This window comes from Sphingomonas larreae, from assembly GCF_051400595.1.
In the GTDB taxonomy this organism is placed as follows: domain Bacteria; phylum Pseudomonadota; class Alphaproteobacteria; order Sphingomonadales; family Sphingomonadaceae; genus Sphingomonas.
Genome location: NZ_JBLFFI010000001.1, coordinates 1118865 through 1137726, shown reverse-complemented (window position 1 = coordinate 1137726; position 18862 = coordinate 1118865). Strand labels below are relative to the sequence as shown.

General features: G+C 69.6%; 21 protein-coding genes. 15 read left to right on the top strand and 6 right to left on the bottom strand.

Annotated features, from left to right (window positions below; all coding sequences use genetic code 11):
• The first annotated feature begins 7 nt into the window (after window positions 1–7).
• The 9 genes from ACMGDM_RS05040 to ACMGDM_RS05000 all read left to right on the top strand — a co-directional run bounded on the left by ACMGDM_RS05040 (window position 8) and on the right by ACMGDM_RS05000 (window position 6806).
• Window positions 8–760, top strand: a complete 753-nt coding sequence (locus ACMGDM_RS05040; protein WP_436803007.1) for a flagellar basal body rod protein FlgF — start codon at window positions 8–10, stop codon at window positions 758–760.
• A 14-nt stretch (window positions 761–774) separates the two neighbouring features.
• Window positions 775–1566 carry a flagellar basal-body rod protein FlgG gene (flgG, locus tag ACMGDM_RS05035; protein WP_436803006.1) on the top strand — a complete coding sequence of 264 codons (792 nt, stop codon included), beginning with the start codon at window positions 775–777 and terminating at the stop codon, window positions 1564–1566.
• Window positions 1567–1574: 8 nt separating this feature from the next.
• Complete coding sequence (locus ACMGDM_RS05030) at window positions 1575–2312, top strand: flagellar basal body L-ring protein FlgH (protein ID WP_436803005.1); 738 nt, start codon at window positions 1575–1577, stop codon at window positions 2310–2312.
• Window positions 2312–3412 (top strand): flagellar basal body P-ring protein FlgI, encoded by a 1101-nt coding sequence (locus ACMGDM_RS05025; RefSeq protein ID WP_436803004.1) that lies wholly within the window; start codon window positions 2312–2314, stop codon window positions 3410–3412. Before ACMGDM_RS05030 ends, ACMGDM_RS05025 begins: the two co-directional genes overlap by 1 nt.
• Window positions 3412–3753, top strand: coding sequence for a rod-binding protein (locus ACMGDM_RS05020; RefSeq protein ID WP_436803003.1), 342 nt, complete (start codon window positions 3412–3414; stop codon window positions 3751–3753). The genes ACMGDM_RS05025 and ACMGDM_RS05020 overlap by 1 nt, the downstream gene beginning before the upstream one ends.
• Window positions 3750–5087, top strand: a complete 1338-nt coding sequence (gene flgK / locus ACMGDM_RS05015) for a flagellar hook-associated protein FlgK (protein WP_436803002.1) — start codon at window positions 3750–3752, stop codon at window positions 5085–5087. The genes ACMGDM_RS05020 and flgK overlap by 4 nt, the downstream gene beginning before the upstream one ends.
• Window positions 5088–5093: 6 nt before the next feature.
• Window positions 5094–5993, top strand: a complete 900-nt coding sequence (locus ACMGDM_RS05010) for a flagellin N-terminal helical domain-containing protein (RefSeq protein ID WP_436803001.1) — start codon at window positions 5094–5096, stop codon at window positions 5991–5993.
• 301 nt (window positions 5994–6294) lie between these two features.
• Window positions 6295–6597, top strand: coding sequence for a hypothetical protein (locus tag ACMGDM_RS05005; RefSeq protein WP_436803000.1), 303 nt, complete (start codon window positions 6295–6297; stop codon window positions 6595–6597).
• Window positions 6594–6806 (top strand): hypothetical protein, encoded by a 213-nt coding sequence (locus tag ACMGDM_RS05000; protein WP_436802999.1) that lies wholly within the window; start codon window positions 6594–6596, stop codon window positions 6804–6806. The genes ACMGDM_RS05005 and ACMGDM_RS05000 overlap by 4 nt, the downstream gene beginning before the upstream one ends.
• Window positions 6807–7020: 214 nt before the next feature.
• On the opposite strand, the gene ACMGDM_RS04995 is transcribed toward ACMGDM_RS05000, so the two are convergent.
• Entirely contained in the window at window positions 7021–8184 is a 1164-nt protein-coding gene (locus tag ACMGDM_RS04995; RefSeq protein ID WP_436802998.1) for a CaiB/BaiF CoA transferase family protein, read from the bottom strand.
• Between the two features lie 152 nt (window positions 8185–8336).
• Between ACMGDM_RS04995 and ACMGDM_RS04990 the strand changes: the two genes are divergently transcribed.
• The 4 genes from ACMGDM_RS04990 (at window position 8337) to gmk (ending at window position 11659) form a co-directional block, all read left to right on the top strand.
• Entirely contained in the window at window positions 8337–9443 is a 1107-nt protein-coding gene (locus ACMGDM_RS04990) for an S-(hydroxymethyl)glutathione dehydrogenase/class III alcohol dehydrogenase (RefSeq protein ID WP_436802997.1), read from the top strand.
• 257 nt (window positions 9444–9700) lie between these two features.
• Window positions 9701–10084: a VOC family protein gene (locus tag ACMGDM_RS04985; RefSeq protein WP_436802996.1), complete on the top strand. Its 384-nt coding sequence runs from the start codon at window positions 9701–9703 to the stop codon at window positions 10082–10084.
• A 13-nt stretch (window positions 10085–10097) separates the two neighbouring features.
• The gene (fghA, locus tag ACMGDM_RS04980; RefSeq protein ID WP_436802995.1) at window positions 10098–10928 is read left to right on the top strand and encodes an S-formylglutathione hydrolase; all 831 of its coding nucleotides are present in this window, start codon (window positions 10098–10100) and stop codon (window positions 10926–10928) included.
• Window positions 10929–10999: 71 nt separating this feature from the next.
• Window positions 11000–11659, top strand: coding sequence for a guanylate kinase (gmk, locus tag ACMGDM_RS04975; protein WP_436802994.1), 660 nt, complete (start codon window positions 11000–11002; stop codon window positions 11657–11659).
• 271 nt (window positions 11660–11930) lie between these two features.
• Here the strand turns inward: gmk and ACMGDM_RS04970 are convergent, their stop codons facing one another.
• From ACMGDM_RS04970 to ACMGDM_RS04960, 3 genes are read right to left on the bottom strand one after another with little or no spacing between them, the layout of a single operon-like run.
• Window positions 11931–12611, bottom strand: a complete 681-nt coding sequence (locus tag ACMGDM_RS04970) for an ATP12 family chaperone protein (RefSeq protein ID WP_436802993.1) — start codon at window positions 12609–12611, stop codon at window positions 11931–11933.
• Window positions 12608–12823, bottom strand: a complete 216-nt coding sequence (locus ACMGDM_RS04965) for a hypothetical protein (RefSeq protein ID WP_436802992.1) — start codon at window positions 12821–12823, stop codon at window positions 12608–12610. The genes ACMGDM_RS04970 and ACMGDM_RS04965 overlap by 4 nt, the downstream gene beginning before the upstream one ends.
• A complete protein-coding gene (locus ACMGDM_RS04960) occupies window positions 12820–13476 on the bottom strand; it encodes an HAD-IA family hydrolase (protein WP_436802991.1) in 657 nt (218 codons plus the stop codon). The genes ACMGDM_RS04965 and ACMGDM_RS04960 overlap by 4 nt, the downstream gene beginning before the upstream one ends.
• Window positions 13477–13667: 191 nt before the next feature.
• Between ACMGDM_RS04960 and ACMGDM_RS04955 the strand changes: the two genes are divergently transcribed.
• Both ACMGDM_RS04955 and ACMGDM_RS04950 read left to right on the top strand, forming a co-directional pair.
• On the top strand, window positions 13668–13868 hold the full coding sequence (locus tag ACMGDM_RS04955) for a hypothetical protein (protein WP_436802990.1): 201 nt from the start codon (window positions 13668–13670) through the stop codon (window positions 13866–13868).
• Between the two features lie 595 nt (window positions 13869–14463).
• On the top strand, window positions 14464–17286 hold the full coding sequence (locus tag ACMGDM_RS04950) for a TonB-dependent receptor (protein ID WP_436802989.1): 2823 nt from the start codon (window positions 14464–14466) through the stop codon (window positions 17284–17286).
• Window positions 17287–17332: 46 nt separating this feature from the next.
• Here the strand turns inward: ACMGDM_RS04950 and ACMGDM_RS04945 are convergent, their stop codons facing one another.
• Together ACMGDM_RS04945 and crcB are read right to left on the bottom strand one after the other, a co-directional pair.
• On the bottom strand, window positions 17333–18418 hold the full coding sequence (locus ACMGDM_RS04945; RefSeq protein ID WP_436802988.1) for an RluA family pseudouridine synthase: 1086 nt from the start codon (window positions 18416–18418) through the stop codon (window positions 17333–17335).
• On the bottom strand, window positions 18415–18789 hold the full coding sequence (gene crcB, locus ACMGDM_RS04940; protein ID WP_436802987.1) for a fluoride efflux transporter CrcB: 375 nt from the start codon (window positions 18787–18789) through the stop codon (window positions 18415–18417). The genes ACMGDM_RS04945 and crcB overlap by 4 nt, the downstream gene beginning before the upstream one ends.
• Between the last annotated feature and the right edge of the window lie 73 nt (window positions 18790–18862).

Below are 18862 nucleotides of genomic sequence, written 5' to 3'. Positions count from 1 at the left end.
GATGTAAGTGGACAAGCTGGTCTACACCGCGGCGACGGGCCTGCGCGCGCACATGCAGGCGCAGGCGGCGATCGCCAACAACATGGCGAATGCGTCGACCACCGGCTTCCGCGCCGACCGCGTCTCGTTCGACCGCATCATCCTCTCCGACGGCACGTCGCAGCTGTCGGCGCGCGCGCCCACCTCGGAGGAGATGCGCGACGCCGACCGCGCGCCGGGCGCGATGCAGCAGACCGGCCGCCCGCTCGACGTCGCGCTGGGCGACCGCGACACCTGGCTCACCGTCCAGGGCGCCGACGGCAGCGAGGCCTATAGCCGCCGCGGTGACTTCACCGTCTCCGAATCGGGCACGTTGCAGACCGGCGATGGCTTCCTGGTGATGGGTGCGAGCGGCCCGATCACGCTGCCGCCCTATGAATCGGTGTCGATCGGTTCGGACGGCTCGGTCTCGATCGTGCCGCAAGGCGACCAGACCGGCCAGCCGCAGGTGATCGATCGGCTCAAGCTGGTGTCGTCCGCCGGATCCGACACGGTGAAGGGGCTCGACAACCTGCTCCACGTGCGCGGCGGCGGCACGCTGCCGGAAAACCTTGACGGCAAGGTCACCGCGGGCGCGCTCGAGGGATCGAACGTCAACATGACGGAGGCGCTGGTCGACATGATCGAGAACCAGCGCAGCTACGAGCTTCAGGCCAACCTGCTCAAGGAGGCCAAATCCATGGACGAGTCGAGCGCATCGGTGATGCGCCTGCCGGGCTGAGGAAGGATTAGACCATGACCACGTCCGCCATGCACATCGCGCGTACCGGGCTCGACGCCCAGGACACGCGCATGCGCGTCATCTCGAACAACCTCGCCAACGTCAGCACCACCGGCTTCAAGCGCGACCGCGCCTCGTTCGAGACCCTGTCCTACCAGGTCGTCACGGCCGCGGGCGCGCAATCGACCGCGGAGAGCAGATACGCCACCGGGCTCAACCTCGGCACCGGCGTGCGCGTGCAGGGCACGTCGCGCACCGAGACGCAGGGCTCGATGAACCAGACCGGGAACAGCCTCGACCTCGCGCTCGACGGCGGCGGCTATTTCCAGGTGCAGATGCCCGGCGGCCAGCTCGGCTATACGCGCGCAGGCAATTTCTCGCGCTCGCCCGAGGGGCTGCTGATCACCAGCCAGGGCTATCAGGTGATGCCGGGCATCACCGTGCCCGCCAACGCCACCCAGATTACGATCGGGCTCGACGGCTCGGTCTCGGCCACGCTGCCGGGACAGGACGAGGCGCAGAATCTCGGCCAGATCCAGGTCGCCAGCTTCCCCAACCCGGCCGGGCTGACCTCGGCCGGCGACAATTTCCTCACCGAGAGTGCGGCGAGCGGCGCGGCCAATCTCGGCCTGGCGGGCGAGGACGGCCGCGGTCGCATCCGCCAGGGCACGCTGGAGGCGAGCAACGTCAACGTCGTGGAAGAGCTGGTCGACATGATCGAGACCCAGCGCGCCTATGAGGTCAACTCGAAGATGATCTCGGCCACCGACGACATGCTGAAATACGTTAACCAAAATCTGTCATAGACTCGGCGATGACCTCGACCACGTCTCTCCGCCGCCGCGCGCGGGTCGCCCAAAGAGCCGCTTTGTGCGCCGCGCTGGGTGCGCTCGCCGCCGCCTGGGCGCCCGCACCGGCGCACGCCGGGCTGCTCGGCAAGGTGCTCAAGAAGAAGCCGGCGGAGGATTTCTCCGCGGTGCACGCGCCGGCTCAGCCGGCTGCGCCGCCGCCCGCCAACGGCTCGATCTTCCAGGTCGCCGATGGCTATGCGGCGCTGTACGAGGGCTGGCGCGCGCGCCGCGTCGGCGACCCGCTGACGATCGTGCTGGTGGAGCGCACCGCCGCTTCCAAGTCGGCCTCGTCCAAGCTCAGCTCGGACGGCAGCTTCTCGCTTACCCCGCCATCGACGGGCCCGCTCGGCGGCATCATCAGCGGCACCGACGTGGGCTCGGGCGGCAAGCGCGGCTTCAACGGCACCGGCACCGCCGATCAGGCCAATTCGCTCTCGGGCGAGGTCTCGGTCACCGTCGCCGAAGTCTATCCCAACGGCACGATGCTGGTGCGCGGGCAAAAGCGCGTGACGCTCAACCGCGGTGACGAGTTCGTCCAGATCAAGGGCATCGTCCGAACCGCCGACGTCGACCGTGACAATCGCGTGCCCTCCACCCGCGTCGCCGACGCGCAGATCGCCTATACCGGCAAGGGCGACGTCGCGCGCTCCAGCCGGCAGGGCTGGTTGTCCCGCTTCTTCCAGGTCGTGAGCCCGTTCTGATGATCCGTCAGCTGCTCCTCGCGCTCGCCGCACTCACCGCCGCGCTCGCCGGCCCCGCGCATGCCGACCGGATCAAGGATCTCGGCGGCTTCCAGGGCATCCGCGCCAACCAGCTGACCGGCTATGGCGTGGTGGTCGGGCTGCCCGGCACCGGCGACGACAATCTCGAATATACCGTCCAGTCGGTGAAGGCGGTGGCGTCGCGCTTCGGGCTGCAACTGCCCGCGGGCGTCAACCCGGGGCTGAAGAACGCCGCGGTGGTGATGATCACCGCCGAGCTGCCCGCCTTCGCCAAGCCCGGCCAGCGGATCGACATCACCGTCGCCTCGATGGGCAAGGCGAAGAGCCTGCGCGGCGGCAGCCTGGTGCTGACGCCTTTGCTCGGCGCCGACGGTCAGGTCTACGCGATGGCGCAGGGCAATCTCGCGGTCGGCGGGCTCGGCGCCGAGGGCGCCGACGGCTCCAAGATCGTCGTCAACATCCCTTCGACCGGGCGCATCCCCGAGGGAGCGACGGTCGAGCGCGCGGTCGCGACCGGCTTCGCCGACACGCCCTTCGTCACCTACAATCTCCAGCGCGCCGACTTCACCACCGCGCAGAACGTCGCCGCCGCGATCAACCGCAAGTTCGGCCTCGGCACCGCCCAGGCGGTGGACGCGGTGTCGGTCGCGGTGCGCGCGCCGACCGGCGCGGATGTCCGCGCCACGCTGATGAGCGAGATTGAGAATCTCGACGTCGCCTCGGCCGAGCCGCCCGCCAAGGTGATCGTCAACGCGCGCACCGGCACGGTGGTGATCAACTCGGCGGTTCGTGTCGGCGCTGCGGCGGTGACGCACGGCAAGCTCACCGTCCGCATTGACGAGAACCAGCGGGTCAGCCAGCCGGCGCCGCTCAGCCAGGGCCAGACCGCGCTCGAGAATCGCTCCAACGTGCAGGTGTCCGAGGAGAAGAAGCCGATGTTCCTGCTCAACCCCGGGCCCAAGCTGGCCGATGTGGTGAAGGCGGTGAATGCGATCGGCGCGAGCCCGGCCGACCTGGTCGCGATCCTCGAGGCGCTCAAGGAGGCCGGCGCGCTCAAGGCCGAGCTGGTGGTGCTCTGATGGGCGACTCACCCGTCAACAACGTGGGCGTGGCGATCACCGGCAAGACCGGGCTCGACACCGGGCTCGGCCGCGCCGCCACCAAAACCAACCTCGACAAGGCCGCGCAGCAGTTCGAGTCGGTCTTCACCGGCATGATGCTGAAGTCGATGCGGCAGGCCAAGCTGGCCGATCCGCTGTTCGACAGCAAGGCGCTCACCACCTTCCGCGACATGTCGGACCAGAAGGTGGTGCAGGAGATGGCGACGCACAAGCCGATCGGCATCGGCGCCGCGATGAGCAAGTTTCTGGCCCAATCTCAACCTGATCTTAACGAGACTCGTGGCAGCCAGATGGAATGAGTGATCTGCTCTCCATCGGCGCTTCGGGCGTCCGCGCGTATCAGAGCGCGCTGACGACGGTGTCGGAGAACATCTCGAATGCCGGCAACGCGTCGTACGTGCGACGCAGCGCGACGCTGCGCGAGGTGCAGGCGAGCAACGGCTTCAACTCCTCGCTCAACGGCATGGGCGTGGTGGTCGACGGGATCGCGCGCAACGGCAGCCCCTATCTCGACGCCTCGGTCCGCAGCGCCAGCTCGGACGCCTCGCGCACGCAGGCGAGCACGGTCTGGCTCGAGCGTGTCGAATCGGCGATGACCGGCGGCGCGCTCTCGACCAACATGACCGGCTTTTTCGCGGCGAGCACCGCGCTCCAGGCCGAGCCGACCTCGACTGCGCTGCGCGCCGGCATGCTCGGCACCGCGTCGACGCTGGCCGATTCCTTCCGTGTCACCGCCAAGGCGCTCGACGACGGCATGGCCGAGCTCGACACGCGCGCGCAGCAGAGCGTGGGCGAGCTCAACCGGCTGAGCCAGGCGCTGCTCAAGGTGAATCAGGGGATCGTCAAGGGTGCGCCCGGCACGTCCGCTATCGCCGGGCTGGAAGACCAGCGCGACGACATCCTTGCGCAGATGAGCGCGCTGACCGAGGTCAACGTCCAAATCGACGATTTCGGCCGTGCGACCGTGCGCGCCGGCGCGAGCAACGGCCCGGTGCTGGTCGACCCGCGCGACGCGAGCGAGATGAGCTACACGCGCACGGGCGGCAATGTGGTGCTCAACGTGCTCAAGCCCGGCGGTCAGGCGTTGCAGGCCAATCCGGAAGGGGGCGCGCTGGCGGGCATGGTCGAGGGCGCGCAGCGGATCGCCGCCGCGCGCGAGCAGCTCGGCGCGGTCGCCAAGGACTTCACCGAGAGCGTCAACGACCTGCAAACCCAGGGACAGGATCTCAACGGAGCGCAAGGGAAGGCCTTTTTCACCAACACCAGCGATCCGGCCGATTTCAAGGTGGCGCTGAGCGATGGCGCGCAGATCGCCGCGGCAAAGGCTGGCGGCGGCTCGCGCGACTCGACGAACCTCGCCGCGCTCGCGTCGCTGCGCACCGGCAATCAATTCGAAGCCAAGATCCAGGCGCTGACCACCGACAATGCCGCGACGCTCAAGCAGCGCCGGCTGGTCGGGGACGCGCAGAACGCGATCTACGAGGGCGCGGTGACCGCGCGCTCGGAGGCGGCGGGAGTGAACCTCGATTCGGAGGCGGTCGATCTCGTCCGCTTCCAGCAGGCCTATCAGGCGTCGAGCCGGGTCATCCAGGTCGCGCGCGAAACCTTCCAGTCGATCCTCGAGATCAGGTAAGCTGCCATGCAGATCTCCAGCAACCTCCTGTACGATCGTTCCGCCGCCCGGATGAGCGCGCTGATGGCCAGCGCGAACAAGCTGCAGACGCAGATCGCTACCGGCAAGAAGTACAGCTCGCCGTCCGAGAATGTCGCGGTGGCGCAGCAGATCGCCGAGTTCAACCGCAAGGACGCCGACGCCGCCGCGTTCGGCACCAATCTCGATGTGGCGGCGTCGCTGCTCCAGCAGGCCGACGGCACGCTCGCGTCCATCACCGACCAGATGCAGCAGGCGACCGAGCTGGTGAATCGCGCCGCGAGCGACACGCTCGGCGCTTCCGATCGCAAGGTGCTCGGCGACCAGCTCAAGTCGGTGATCGCCACCTTGGTGTCGCTCGGCAACACCAACGATCTGCGCGGCCAGCCGTTGTTCGGCAGCGCCTCGGGCCAGCCCGCGGTGATCGACAACAAGGACGGCACCTTCACCTACAACACGGCGGCGAGCCTGTCGGAAATCCCGATCGGGGAGAACGGCCTGTCGATCCAGCCGACCGAGACGTCGGCGCGCATCTTCACCTCGAGCAAGGGCGACACGCTGGCGATGCTGTCCGCGCTTGCCACCGCGATGCAGAACGGCGAGCCGACCGGCGAGAAGGCGCGCGACGCGATCGACTCGCTCAAGACCGCGAGCGACCAGGTGTCGGTGGTGCAGGCCTCGGTCGGCGCGCGCGCGGCGCGGGTCGATCTGCAGCAGAATCTGTTGAGCAACGCCAAGACCGACCGCGCCGAGCTGCGCAAGACGGTCGAGGACGCCGATGTCACCGAGGTGTACACCGAATTGTCGAAGACGATGACGATCCTGTCGGCGACCCAGGCGAGCTTCTCCAAGCTGTCGCAACTCTCGCTCTTCACCTACCTGCGCTGAGCCGGGGAGCGCTGTTCCGCGCTCCTGCGGCTGCCGGACTCGCTCGCCGACCTGCGGGCTTGATCCCCTGCAAGGGGGAGTGACACACCGCCGGCTGACCGTGGCGCGACTCCTGGTGCGGAAACGCGATAACGCCGGCCGCGACGTCGCTTCGATGCGCCGGGCGCGCCAGGGTGGACGAGATCATCGATCGGCGTGGGAGCCAGGCTCCGCCCGCGCCCGGTGTGATCGCCCCAAGCTTCCGTATGCGTCGACATGCCGCCGCAAACTCTCCGTGAGCGCAGCGGCCGATAGCGGCGCAGTGATGGATGCCGCGCAATGTCCGGAGGGCGGCAAGGAACCGCGGCGGTCGCGCCGCATTGATGTGGCGCACATAACGAGGGTCTTCCACATGGCTGCTACCACGATCGGCGCGCTGATCGGCGGCGCGATCGACGCCATGTCCGGCGAGGACAGCGCGGCGGACGGCGCACTCTACGGCGCGATCACCGCCAATGTCCTCAAGCTCGTCCTCCCGGTCGCTGTCACTTATGCGGTCGGCTGGGGCGTGCTGAAGGGGCTGGAGACGCTCGGTGACACCATTTCAGAGAGGGTGAAAGCATGATCAAGACCATCATCGGCGCGCTGCTCGGGCGCGAACTCGACCGGCGCGACGGCCGCGGCGGCGTCGGCGGCGCCATGGTAGGGGCGCTCGCCACGCGCGCGGTGACGCGGATGGGGCCGCTCGGCATGGCGCTGGGCGGCGCTTATGTGGCGAAGAAGGCGTATGACCGGCATCGTGCCACCCGCGCGGGCGTGCCGCCGCGGGCGTGAGAGCGAGGGCGGGGGCTCCGGCCCCCGCCCGGTCGGAGCGGGCGGCGCGGCCCGCTGCCCGCAGCTATGTGTTCAAGCCAATCCCCACTGTCGGCGTGATCCTGAACTAGTATCAGGATCGCCTGCCCCGCAGAAACCGCCGACATGGGGTACGCGGCACCGTGGTTCCTCAAACGAGTTCAGGACCGCGACTGAGGGGCCAAGGGCATCGTCCTTACGCCCAATCGGCCTCGTCATGTTCGCCCAGTCGCGGGCTGGCGCGGCCGGCAACCGCGCGCACGCCGTCGTAGACGATCGGCGCGGCCAAGCCCGACATCCCCTCCACCGCCAGCCGCATCCCGCGCGCGACCACCTGTGGGTCGGCGAATACCTCGTCGATCCGGTTGACCGGCCCGACCGGCACGCCCGCGGCCTCCAGCGCGGCGAGCAGGGCGGCGCTGGTCCAGCCCAACGTCCGCTCGATCAGCGGCGGCAGCAAGGCGGCGCGGTTCGCCACGCGTGCGGGGTTGGTGGCGAAGCGGACGTCCTCGGCCAGCGCCGGGATCGCGAGCACCGCGCACAGTCGTGCGAACTGGCGATCGTTGCCCACTGCGACGATGAGGTCGCCGTCGCTCGTCGGGAAGCTCTGATAGGGCGCGAGATTGGGGTGGCCGTTGCCCATCCGCCGCGGCACCGAGCCGCCCACCATCCAGTTGAGCGCCTGGTTGGCGAGCACGCTGACCTGCGTGTCGAGCAACGCCATGTCGATATGCGTACCGCTCCCGCTCCAGCTCCCGTCGCCGGCGGCGTCGCGCGCGCGCACTGCCGCCAGGATCGCGACGGTGGCGTAGACGCCGGTGAACAGGTCGGCGGTGGCGACACCGGTCTTCTGCGGCGCGCCGTCGGGCTCGCCGGTGATCGACATCATGCCGCCCATGCCCTGGACGATGAAGTCGTAGCCGGCGCGCGCGGCATAAGGGCCGGTCTGGCCGAAGCCGGTGATCGAGCAGACGATCAGCCGCGGATGGCGCGCGCGCAGCGTGGCGGGATCGAGCCCGTAGCGGACGAGGCCGCCGACCTTGTAGTTCTCGATCACCACGTCCGCGCCGGCGGCGAGCGCGGCGACGCGTGCCTGTCCCTCCGGGGTGGCGAGATCGACCGCGACCGAGCGTTTGCCGCGGTTGCACGCGTGGTAATAAGCCGCGGAGCGATCGGCGCCGTTTGCATCGGTGACGAACGGCGGCCCCCAATGGCGCGTGTCGTCGCCAGCGCCGGGACGCTCGACCTTGATCACGTCCGCGCCGAGATCGGCGAGCAGCTGGCCCGCCCAGGGGCCGGCGAGGATGCGCGCCAGCTCGAGGACGCGCAGGCCGGCAAGGGGGCGGGGGGTGTCGGTCATGCGCGCGGTGTAGCGGGGCGGGGCGGGCGGCAGAAGAGCGTGCGACATTCGCTTTCCTGTCAGGGAGGGAGGAGCCGGCCGCCACATGCCAAGGTTGAAGCCGCCCTCCCCGCGGCATACACACCCGCTTTCCCCAGACGGAGAGACCGCCCATGAAGACCCGCGCCGCCGTCGCGTTCGAGGCCAAGCAGCCGCTCGAGATCGTCGAGCTCGACCTTGAGGGTGCCAAGGCCGGCGAGGTGCTGGTCGAGATCATGGCCACCGGCATCTGCCACACCGACGCCTACACGCTCGACGGGCTCGACTCGGAAGGGCTGTTCCCCAGCGTGCTCGGGCATGAGGGCTGCGGCGTGGTGCGCGAGGTGGGCGCGGGCGTCACCAGCGTAGCGCCGGGCGATCACGTCATCCCGCTCTACACGCCCGAATGCCGCCAGTGTAAGTCGTGCCTCAGCCAGAAGACCAACCTGTGCACCGCGATCCGCGCGACCCAGGGCAAGGGGCTGATGCCCGATGGCACCACACGCTTCAGCTACAAGGGCCAGCCGATCTACCATTACATGGGCTGCTCGACCTTCTCGAACTTCACCGTGCTGCCCGAGATCGCGGTGGCGAAGATCCGCCCCGACGCGCCGTTCGACACCAGCTGCTATATCGGCTGCGGCGTCACCACCGGAGTGGGCGCGGTGGTCAACACCGCGAAGGTCGAGCCGGGCGCCACGGTGATCGTGTTCGGGCTCGGCGGCATCGGGCTCAACGTGATCCAGGGCGCCAAGCTGGCGGGCGCGCACCGCATCATCGGCGTCGACATCAACCCCGACCGTGAGGACTGGGGCCGCCGCTTCGGCATGACCGATTTCGTCAACCCGAAGGACGTGGGCGACCTCGTCCCGCATCTGGTCGCGCTGACCGACGGGGGTGGCGACTATACGTTCGACTGCACCGGCAACACATTGGTGATGCGGCAGGCGCTGGAGAGCGCGCACCGCGGCTGGGGCGAGTCGATCGTCATCGGCGTCGCCGAGGCGGGCAAGGAGATTGCGACGCGCCCGTTCCAGCTCGTCACCGGGCGGGTGTGGAAGGGGACCGCGTTCGGCGGCGCGCGCGGCCGCACCGACGTGCCCAAGATCGTCGACTGGTACATGGACGGCATGATCCAGATCGACCCGATGATCACGCACCGGCTCAGCCTCGACGAGATCAACAAGGGCTTCGACCTGATGCACGCCGGCGAGAGTATCCGCAGCGTGGTGGTGTATTGAGCCAGATAACTCTCGCTGGTGCGGCAGGGCTGTCGCCTATGACGGTTCGATGCACCGGCCGCTTCACGCCCGCCGTCATCCCGGACCTGATCCGGGATCCATGTTTCCGCGAGAACAAGGGCTTCTGCGTCCGCGGTACCATGGATCCCGGGTCGAGCCCGGGATGACGGGACGGCATGGGGCGAGCGAAGCTGTACGAAATGCCATAGGCGATCGCCCTCTCCGCCAAGTGGGGAGGAGCTTAGGAGAGAAGTCTCATGTTCAGCCACGTCATGCTCGGTGCCGACGATATCGCCGCCGCCCAGACCTTCTACGACGCGACTCTGGGTGCGCTCGGCATGGCGCCCGGCGTGATCGATGAGCGGGGGCGACTGGTCTATGCGCACGATGGCGGTCGCTTCCTCATCACCCGGCCGATCAACGGCGAGCCCGCCAGCCACGCCAACGGCGGTACGCTCGGCTTCCGCGCGAGCTCGCCCGAGCAGGTCGAGGCGTGGCATGCCGCCGGTGTGGCGAGCGGCGGGACCGCGATCGAGGCGCCGCCGGGCGTGCGCCACGCCGCCGGCGGGCGCGAGCTGTACCTCGCCTATCTGCGCGACCCGGCGGGCAACAAGATCTGCGCGACGCACCGTGTCGCCTGACTGAGGAGCGAGCATGGACATCGTTTCGACCGCGCGCGCACACGGCGGCACGCAGGGCGTGTACCGGCATCGCAGCGGCGCCACCGGCACCGACATGACCTTCTCGGTCTATGTCCCCGATCACGCGCCCGGCGCGACGCTGCCGGTGGTATGGTACCTGTCCGGGCTGACCTGCACCCACGCCAATGTCACCGACAAGGGTGAGTATCGCGCGCATTGCGCGCGCCACGGGCTGATCTTCGTCGCGCCCGACACCAGCCCGCGCGGCGACGACGTGCCCGATGAGGACCGCTGGGACTTCGGCAAAGGCGCAGGCTTCTACGTCGACGCGACCGAGGCGCCCTGGTCGACGCACTTCCGCATGTGGTCCTATGTCACCGCGGAGCTGCCCGCGCTGGTCGCGGACGCCTTTCCGGCGGACATGACGCGTCAGTCGATCATGGGTCACTCGATGGGGGGCCACGGCGCGCTGACGGTGGCGCTGCGCCACCCCGGCCGCTTCCGCGCGGTCTCCGCCTTTGCGCCGATCGTCGCGCCGACGCAGGTGCCCTGGGGCGAGGCGCTCGACCGCTATCTCGGTGACGACGCCGCGGCGCAGCGTCGCCACGACGCGGTGGCGCTGATCGAGGAGGGCGCGCGCGTGCCCGAGCTGCTGGTCGACCAGGGCGACGCCGACGCGTTCCTCGCCGAGCAGCTCCGCCCCGAGCTGCTCGCCCGGGCCTGCGCCGCCGCGGGCATCCCGCTCGAGCTGCGGATGCGCGCCGGATACGACCATTCCTATCTGTTCGTATCGACCTTCATGGGCGCGCAGCTCGACTGGCATGCGGCGCGGCTGATACGCTGAGCGGCGCCGACGAGGGCGGCGCGTCAACGCTTTGCCTTGACGCGCCGCGACCGCGCGGGGCATCAGCCGGCATGGATTCCGCCGCCCCTGCCGACCCGCACCACATGAAGCGCCGCGGCGTGCTGTTCGTGCTCTCCTCGCCGTCAGGCGCGGGCAAGTCGACGATCGCGCGGATGCTGCTCAAGACCGAGCCCGAGCTGTCGCTGTCCGTGTCCGCCACGACGCGCGCGATCCGGCGCGGCGAGGAGGACGGGCGCGACTATCATTTCGTCTCGCTCGAGCGGTTCCGCGAGATGGCGGCCAATCACGAGTTCCTCGAATGGGCGCACGTGTTCGACCAACGCTATGGCACGCCGCGCGCGCCGGTGGAGGCGATGCTGGCGGCGGGCAAGGACGTGCTGTTCGACATCGACTGGCAGGGCGCGCAGCAGCTCCACCAGATCGCGGGCGGCGACGTGGTACGCGTGTTCATCCTGCCGCCGTCGATGGAGGAGCTGCGCCGCCGGCTCGAGGGCCGCGCCACCGACGCGCAGGAGATCATCGACCGCCGCATGGCGCGCGCCGATGCCGAGATCAGCCACTGGGACGGTTATGATTATGTCCTGGTCAACGACGACGTCGACAGCTGCTTCGCCAAGGTGAAGACGGTGCTGGCGGCGGAGCGGCTCAAGCGCTCGCGGCAGACCGGGCTGATCGGCTTCATTCGCAAGCTGCGCACGCCGGCGGGGTGAAGGACTGAGCCACGGAGCCTGTTGGCGGCCTCTGCCTGTCCGTCATTTCAGGCTGGAGCCGGGATCCATGGTGCCACAGGCGCGAAGCATCGCACCGGAGTTGATCCACCTCATCTAAACCGCCGGCGTGCTTCGGCGAATGCCGGAGCCCAGGGCCACCACCGTACCCGCTTGTTGCTCTAGGCTCCCGCCTGCGCGGGAGCACGGTTCGGCTTGGGTGTATCAGGCTCTAAAGAAGGGGCTCTACGCGGCCGAGAGAGCGGCCTTCGCGCTACAGCGCCGCCAGGAAGCGCACCCCTGCGTCATAGTCACGCCGGCGCGCGGCGGTCGCCGCGACCGCGAGCGGGTCCTCGCCCCATTGTTCCGCCTGCCACGCCTCGTCGACCATCGCCGCCGCCCACAGCGTCGCCGGGTCAACCGCGCGCTCCGCCAGCGCGAGCGCGCCGACCAGCGTGCCGGTGACGGTCACGATCGGCGACAGGCCCGCCAGCGCGAAGGCGTCGCGGCTGGCCATCGCCTCGCCGAGCCGCGCCAGCGTCGTCGTTGGCTGGGGACGGTGCATCACCCCGGTCGTCACCTCGAGATGCACGTCGTAGCGCTGGCGTGCCCAGTCGAGCAGCGGGTCCCACGCCGCCGCCTGCCGGGCCACCAACTCGGCCGGGCCGTCGGCACGATAGCAGAGCAAATCGCTCTCGCCGTAACGCGCCAGGCCCGCGGCGAACTCGGAGCGAACCGGGGCGATCCGGTCGATCGCGGCATTGGCGAGCCCGGTCAGCGGCATCGCACGCGGATCGACGCTGTCGCCGACCGTGCGCCACTCCTCCGCCACAGCGGCGGCGAGCACGTCGGTCGGCAGCGCCAGCGGCGCGCGACCGGGGGTGCGCACCGGCCGGTCGTCGAGCCGCACGACCCGGTCGGCGTCGATCGTCACCTCGGTCCAGAACCGCTTCACGCGTCGCTCCGCCACTTGTGCGCGAGCGCGCGCGGCACCGTCGCCATCACCCACAGCGCCGACAGCACGATCGCCGCGCCCAGCAGTCGCGTCGGTAGCGTCGCCGCGCGCGCGAGCAGCACCACACCGAGGATCGCGCCGAAGCTCGTTGCCAGCCGCACCCCCGCGATCGTGAGCCAGCGCGCGAACGCCGGATCCGTCGGCGCGGTCATGCCACGCAGTCCGGCAGGTCGGCGCAGCGCCGCGCGATCGCGTCGGCGCCCGCCGCGCGCAGCGCGTCCTCGCGGTGATAGCCCCAGGTGACCCCGACCGCGCGTACCCCGGCGGCGCGCGCCATCGCCATGTCGAAGCTGGTGTCGCCGATCATCACGGTCATATGGGGCGTCGCGCCGGCCTGCGCCATCGCCTCCTGCAGCATCGAGGGGTGCGGCTTGGACGGGTGCCGGTCGGCGGTCTGCAACGTGACGAAACGATCGGCGAGATGGTGGTGGGCGAGCAGATAGGCCAGCCCGCGATCCGACTTGCCCGTCGCCACGCCGAACAGCCAGCCGTCCGCCGCGAGCCGGTCGAGCGCCGCCACCAGCCCGTCGTACAGCGGTTCGGGGTCGAGCGCGGACGATTCGCGCATGCGCTGGAAGGCGAGCTTGTACGCCGCTGCGAGCGCGGCGTGCTGCGCGGGCGGCGCGGCGGGAGCGAGCACCGCCATCGCCTCGACCAAGCTGAGCCCGACGATGCCGCGGATCGCGTCACGCGATGGTGCCACAAGCCCGGCGCCGGCAAACGCGGCTTCCATGGCGCGGCAGATATTGGCCTGGCTGTCGACGAGCGTGCCGTCGCAGTCGAACACGGCGAGACGTGGGGACATGCCGTTGCGCTTAGCGGCAACCCGCCCCCGAGCGCCACCCTCGCGATGGCTCGCCAGCGGCACGGCCAGGCGTGGCCGCACCGCGGCGGATCGCGTGTTAACCTCTTCGTAGGAAGGAACGAATATGGTTAAGCCGAGCGCGGGCGTCGGGGGGCGACCGCGTCGATCACCGATCACGAGGGTGTTGGGGAATGCTGGAAGCCGTTGCACTGACTTATGGCATGCTGCTGAGCTTCGTGCTCTCGGGCGCGTCGCACAACCGCAAGCTCGCGCGGCCCAACCCGCCGGTCCTGAACTATGTCGCCTATGTGCTGTTCGGCGCGACCTGTGCGCTCACCGCGACGCTGTCGATCTACGCTGCCTGGGGTCTGGCGACCGGCCGCACGCTCTGAGCGGCGCCGCGCTCCTCCGCCATCGCTGACCCGTGCCGGCGCCCGGTGGCTCGTGCCGCGGGGCGCCTCGTCGCGTCCTCGTTCAGACTCGATGTCTTTTCGGTCATCGCCGGTCAGCGGGCGCTGAGCCTCGCTAAGGGCTGATCCGCCGAACCGAACCGTGCGTTCGCTGGAGCACGCCAGCGGTTCAGATGAAGTGGATCAGATCCAGGGGATTGCTTCACCTGGTTTGGACGACGGCGTGCACCTGCGGGCGCAGGCGTCCGGAGCCACGAGCGTCAACCCTTCGATGCCGGGCTCCGGTGTTCGTTGCACCACGAGCCAACTGTAATCGGATCTGACGCCGAGTAGGTAGCACAGCACGCGCCTGCGCTTCTCCATTGCAATGACCCACTTTGGGTGAGGTTGCAAGTAAGGCGCGGCGGAGGAAGAGTTATCACGGTGCACTGCTAAGAACTCGCACGTATCACAGAAAAACTACCTTCGATCATCTTGGCGCAGTCATATCATCCCCGTCGGAAAAGGACGGTTCGTCCTTGGCGTCGATCCTCGCAGGCGAGCGAGCGGTCGGTCGCGAGATCGGGGAGTTGCTGTGATGACGCGAGGACGTGGTTCAAACACCGTGCGACCGGGCCGGCGCTGGCAGGCGTTGCTGCTCGCCGGCGTGGCGACGCTGCCGGCGTGTCCTGCGGTCGCGCAGGGCGCCGACTCGCTCCGGCGCAGCAATGCCGCCTTGCGCGCCGAGGTGGAGCAGCTCCGCGCCGCGCTTGCGCGCGCCAGCGCGGCCGTGCCAGGGGAACAAGCATCGCCCGCCGCCCCGCCGCCGTCCCCACCGCTTGCACCGGAGGCGCCCGATGATCGCGGTGACCGCGGCGGTGACCGCGGGCTGGACGTCGCGATCACCGTCACCGCGGTGCGGCTCAAGGATGCGCCGCGCTCCACCTCCGTGGTCACGGGGGAAGAGCTCGAGAAGTTCCAGGTCAACAACTTCCGCGATATCGTCAACCGCATCGGCAACGTCCGTACGTCGTGGAACAACCCCAACACCGCGTCGATCTTCGTGCGCGGCATCGGATGGGCCGCGGGGGCGGGGGTGCTCGAGCCCAGCGTCGGCGTCGCGGTGGACGATGTCAGCCACGGCATCAGCGCGATATCCGCGCTCAGCAACTATCTCGACGTCGAGACCGTCGAGGTGGTGCGCGGCCCGACCGGCAGCGACGGGCTGCGTGCCACCGATGCGGGGCGCGTGGTGATCCGCACCCGCGCGCCAAGCTTCACCCCCGAAGCGGCCGCGGCGGTCACCTATGGTCAACGCAACGCACTGGTCGCCACCGCGGTGCTGGGCGGGCCGATCGTCGACGACCTGCTCGCCTACCGGATCTCGATCAACCGCGAGCAGGGCGACGGCCCGTACAAGAACCGCAATGACACGCATTACACCTGGCGCAACACCGATCGCACCAACGTGCGCGCGCAGTTGCTCGTGACCCCGACCAGCGGGATCGAGGCGCGGCTGATCGCCGACTATACGCCGACCGGCCGCGAGATCTGCGAGAATTGCTTCGCCTTCAACCTGATGACCCCACCCAGCTATGACTGGATCGACCCCGCCACGCGCAAGCCGGCCCTGGTCGACTATGCCGAGGACGCCGCCGGCAAGCTGGACCGGCGCTGGTTCCGGCAGAAAAGCGACTATACGCTGGGCGACTATCTCGCCAAGGCGATCAACACCGTCGGCGAGTACCCCAACACCTATGCGACCAAAGGCGCCTCGGCCGATATCAAGCTGACGCTCGCGCCGGAGACGGTGGTGCGCTCGATCACCGCATGGCGCGACTATGACTTTTCACAGGGGGCGGGCTCACACACCCAGTTCGAGTGGCTGCGCGCGCCGCGCGGCACGCAGACCAGCTTCCATCAATGGAGCGAGGAACTGCGGCTCGACGCGCGCCCGCTCGATCATCTGCGCTATCGCGGCGGGCTGTTCGCCTATCGTGGCACCTTCCCCAACTATAGCCAGACCGAACGCTACGGCTCGGACGCGGGCGCGTGGTACGCGAACGCCAAGGACTATGCGTTGCTCGATCCGGTCAACCCCGCGCTGCCGGATGCCGCCGACGCGGCCGGGCGCGTGCTGCTGCTCAACGCCGCCGACGGGCTGATCACGCGGCGCGAGGAGCGCTATCTCAATCGCACGCTGGCGGCTTACTCGCATCTCAGTTGGGACGCGACCGACCGGCTGACGCTCGACGCGGGTGCGCGCCTCTCACGCGAGACGCGGCACAGCCACGCGCGCAGCTTCATCCAGTCCGAAGGGTTCGCCGCCGAGCTCGACCCGGCGCGGGTCAACGACGTCGTGCTGGGCGGCTTCGACAGCGATGCGGCGGGCAATCTGACCGACGCGAACGACGCCACACAGCGCGCGCTCGCCGACCGCGTCGCGCAGAAGTATTTCGGTGCGGCTTCTTATGGTGCGCTGACGATGCCGCAGCGCGCGCAGCTCGGCGCCGCCAAGGCGGTGCGCGCCGGGCGGATCGGCGCGCTCTACCAGCGCGCCGAGGCCGCGCCGTATCGCGGTACGCTCGCCACCGCGGACCTGGCGCTGAGCTACAAGCTGACCGCGCAGCACACGCTGATCGCCTCCTATCGCCACGGCGAGAAGCCCGGCGTCGCGCAGATCGTCGGCGCGACCAGCGCGGGCGGCACGTCGGCGCCGGTCGCGGCCGAGCGGGTGGACGCCTATGAGCTCGGCGTGCGCACGATCGCGCTGGCGCACAGGCTTCAGGCGAGCGCCACCGCGTTCCACGAGAACATCGGCGATTATATCCAGCCCGGCTTCGTCTATGATCCGGTTCAGACCGCGCTCGACCGTGACGGCAAGCCCGCCTATCGCGCCGCGCTGAGCAATGTGCCGCAGGTCCGCAGCCAGGGCGTGGAGCTGGACGTGGCGCTGTTCGCGATCCCCTATACGACGCTGCGGTTCGCCGGTTCCTATACCGATGCGCGCTATCGCTCCTTCCCGCGCGCGCCCAATCCGGGCGAGCTCGGCGGCGACAATCCCGCCGGGCCGTACCATGACGCCTCCGGCACTGCATTGCCCGGCGCGCCACGGTGGAGCGGCAATCTGTTCGGCGACTTCTCCTATCCGGTCGCCAACGGGCGCGTGCTCCACGTCGACGTGAACCATAATTTCCAAAGCGGCTATTTCGCGGACACGACGCTGTCGAGGTATACCAAGACCCACCCCTGGGGGATCACCGATGTCTCGGCCGGGCTCGGCCTCGGCGCGGGACGTTTCGACGTCGCGCTGCTGGTGCGCAACCTGTTCGACGTCGACAACAGCCTGCGGCCCTCGTGGAACCAGTACAAACCCGGCATCCCGCGCTGGGTCGGGCTACAGCTGCGCGGCAGCCTTTAAGCGCGGGATGGTTGGCGCGCGCGTCCGCGACGGCGGGCAGCGCGCCTCACCGCCCCGAGCGCAACCGCCGTTCGCCGCGGCGCTCCTTGCGTACCGTCTTGGCATGTGCCCGCGCGCGCGCCTTCTTCTCCTCGCGTGTCGGCGGCGCGCGCTCGTCGAGCGGCATCATGTCACCCGCCATCGCCTCGAAGCCGAGCGATGCGATGCTCTCCGCCATGTGCGACGGCAGCTCGGCGGTGACGTCGATCTCGCCGCCGTCGGGGTGATCGACGCGGATGCGGCGCGCGTGGAGGTGCATCTTGCGGCTGATCCCGCCGGTGAGAAACGCCGCCGGCCCGCCATATTTGCCGTCGCCCACGATTGGATGGCCGATCGCCGCCATGTGGACGCGCAGCTGGTGCGTCCGCCCGGTGAAAGGCTGAAGCTCGACCCAGGCGGCGCGATTGCCGGCGCGCTCGATCACGCGGTAGCGCGTGCGGGCGGGCTGGCCCTCGGCCTCGTCGACATGCATCTTCTCGCCGCCGGTGCCGGGCTGCTTGGCGATCGGCAGCTCCACCATGCCGTCGTCGATCGACGGCACGCCCACCACCAGCGCCCAATAGACCTTCTTGGCGGTGCGGCTGGAGAAGGCCTTGCCGAAGAAGGCCGCAGCGCGCGTGGTGCGCGCCACCAGCAGCGCGCCCGACGTATCCTTGTCGAGCCGGTGGACCAGCTTGGGCCGGCCCTGCGCCTCGTCCTGCAAGGCGTCGAGCAGGCCGTCGACGTGCGTGGTGGTCTTGGTGCCGCCCTGCGTCGCCAAACCGGGCGGCTTGTTGAGCACCAGCGCCTGTGCGTCGCGGTGGATCACCAGCTCGCGCGCGAAGGCGATCTCGTCGTCGCTCAGCGGCGCGCGCTGACGCACCGGTTTCTCGTCGCTACGGACCGGCTCGGGCGGGGGCACGCGCAGCACCTGCCCGGCCTGGACGCGATCGCCCGGGCCGACGCGCGCGCCGTCGAGGCGGAGCTGGCCGGTGCGCGCCCATTTGGCGACCGTGGTGAAGCTCGTGCCGTCGAGGTGGCGCTTGCACCAGCGATCGACGCGGATCCCGTCATCGTCGAGCGCGACGGTGAACTGGCGGACGCCCTCGCTCATGCCGCCACCCGCGCCAGTGCGAGCCCGGCAAACACCGCGGCGATCGCACCCGTCACCGACACCGAAGCATAGCCGAAGGCGCCGAGCAGCGCGCCGCGCTCGATCATCGTCGCGGCGTCGAGCGCAAAGGCGGAGAAGGTGGTGAAGCCGCCGAGCAGGCCGACGCCCAGCAGCAGGCGCCAGCTCTCGCTGCCGCCGAGCCGCGCGAGCGTGCCGGCGAGCAGCCCCATCAGCAGCCCGCCAACGAGATTGACCGTCAGCGTGCCCCAGGGCCAGTCGGGTCCGAGCGTCGCGGTCATCGCGCGCCCGGTCAGGTAGCGCGCGGCGGTGCCGATCGCGCCACCCGCCATGACAAGAAGGAGGGAGTTCATCGCGCCGCCCTAATGCTTTTCGACGCGTAAGGAAATCGGGGGAGAGATGGCGGACGCGAGGACTGCGGCGATG

Coding starts and splice junctions, on each gene's coding strand:
- flgG (WP_436803006.1), top strand. CDS start 775: ATGACCACGTCCGCCATGCACATCGCGCGTACCGGGCTCGACGCCCAG.
- ACMGDM_RS05030 (WP_436803005.1), top strand. CDS start 1,575: ATGACCTCGACCACGTCTCTCCGCCGCCGCGCGCGGGTCGCCCAAAGA.
- ACMGDM_RS05025 (WP_436803004.1), top strand. CDS start 2,312: ATGATCCGTCAGCTGCTCCTCGCGCTCGCCGCACTCACCGCCGCGCTC.
- ACMGDM_RS05020 (WP_436803003.1), top strand. CDS start 3,412: ATGGGCGACTCACCCGTCAACAACGTGGGCGTGGCGATCACCGGCAAG.
- flgK (WP_436803002.1), top strand. CDS start 3,750: ATGAGTGATCTGCTCTCCATCGGCGCTTCGGGCGTCCGCGCGTATCAG.
- ACMGDM_RS05010 (WP_436803001.1), top strand. CDS start 5,094: ATGCAGATCTCCAGCAACCTCCTGTACGATCGTTCCGCCGCCCGGATG.
- ACMGDM_RS05000 (WP_436802999.1), top strand. CDS start 6,594: ATGATCAAGACCATCATCGGCGCGCTGCTCGGGCGCGAACTCGACCGG.
- ACMGDM_RS04995 (WP_436802998.1), bottom strand. CDS start 8,184: ATGACCGACACCCCCCGCCCCCTTGCCGGCCTGCGCGTCCTCGAGCTG.
- ACMGDM_RS04990 (WP_436802997.1), top strand. CDS start 8,337: ATGAAGACCCGCGCCGCCGTCGCGTTCGAGGCCAAGCAGCCGCTCGAG.
- ACMGDM_RS04985 (WP_436802996.1), top strand. CDS start 9,701: ATGTTCAGCCACGTCATGCTCGGTGCCGACGATATCGCCGCCGCCCAG.
- fghA (WP_436802995.1), top strand. CDS start 10,098: ATGGACATCGTTTCGACCGCGCGCGCACACGGCGGCACGCAGGGCGTG.
- gmk (WP_436802994.1), top strand. CDS start 11,000: ATGGATTCCGCCGCCCCTGCCGACCCGCACCACATGAAGCGCCGCGGC.
- ACMGDM_RS04965 (WP_436802992.1), bottom strand. CDS start 12,823: ATGACCGCGCCGACGGATCCGGCGTTCGCGCGCTGGCTCACGATCGCG.
- ACMGDM_RS04960 (WP_436802991.1), bottom strand. CDS start 13,476: ATGTCCCCACGTCTCGCCGTGTTCGACTGCGACGGCACGCTCGTCGAC.
- ACMGDM_RS04955 (WP_436802990.1), top strand. CDS start 13,668: ATGCTGGAAGCCGTTGCACTGACTTATGGCATGCTGCTGAGCTTCGTG.
- ACMGDM_RS04950 (WP_436802989.1), top strand. CDS start 14,464: ATGACGCGAGGACGTGGTTCAAACACCGTGCGACCGGGCCGGCGCTGG.
- ACMGDM_RS04945 (WP_436802988.1), bottom strand. CDS start 18,418: ATGAGCGAGGGCGTCCGCCAGTTCACCGTCGCGCTCGACGATGACGGG.
- crcB (WP_436802987.1), bottom strand. CDS start 18,789: ATGAACTCCCTCCTTCTTGTCATGGCGGGTGGCGCGATCGGCACCGCC.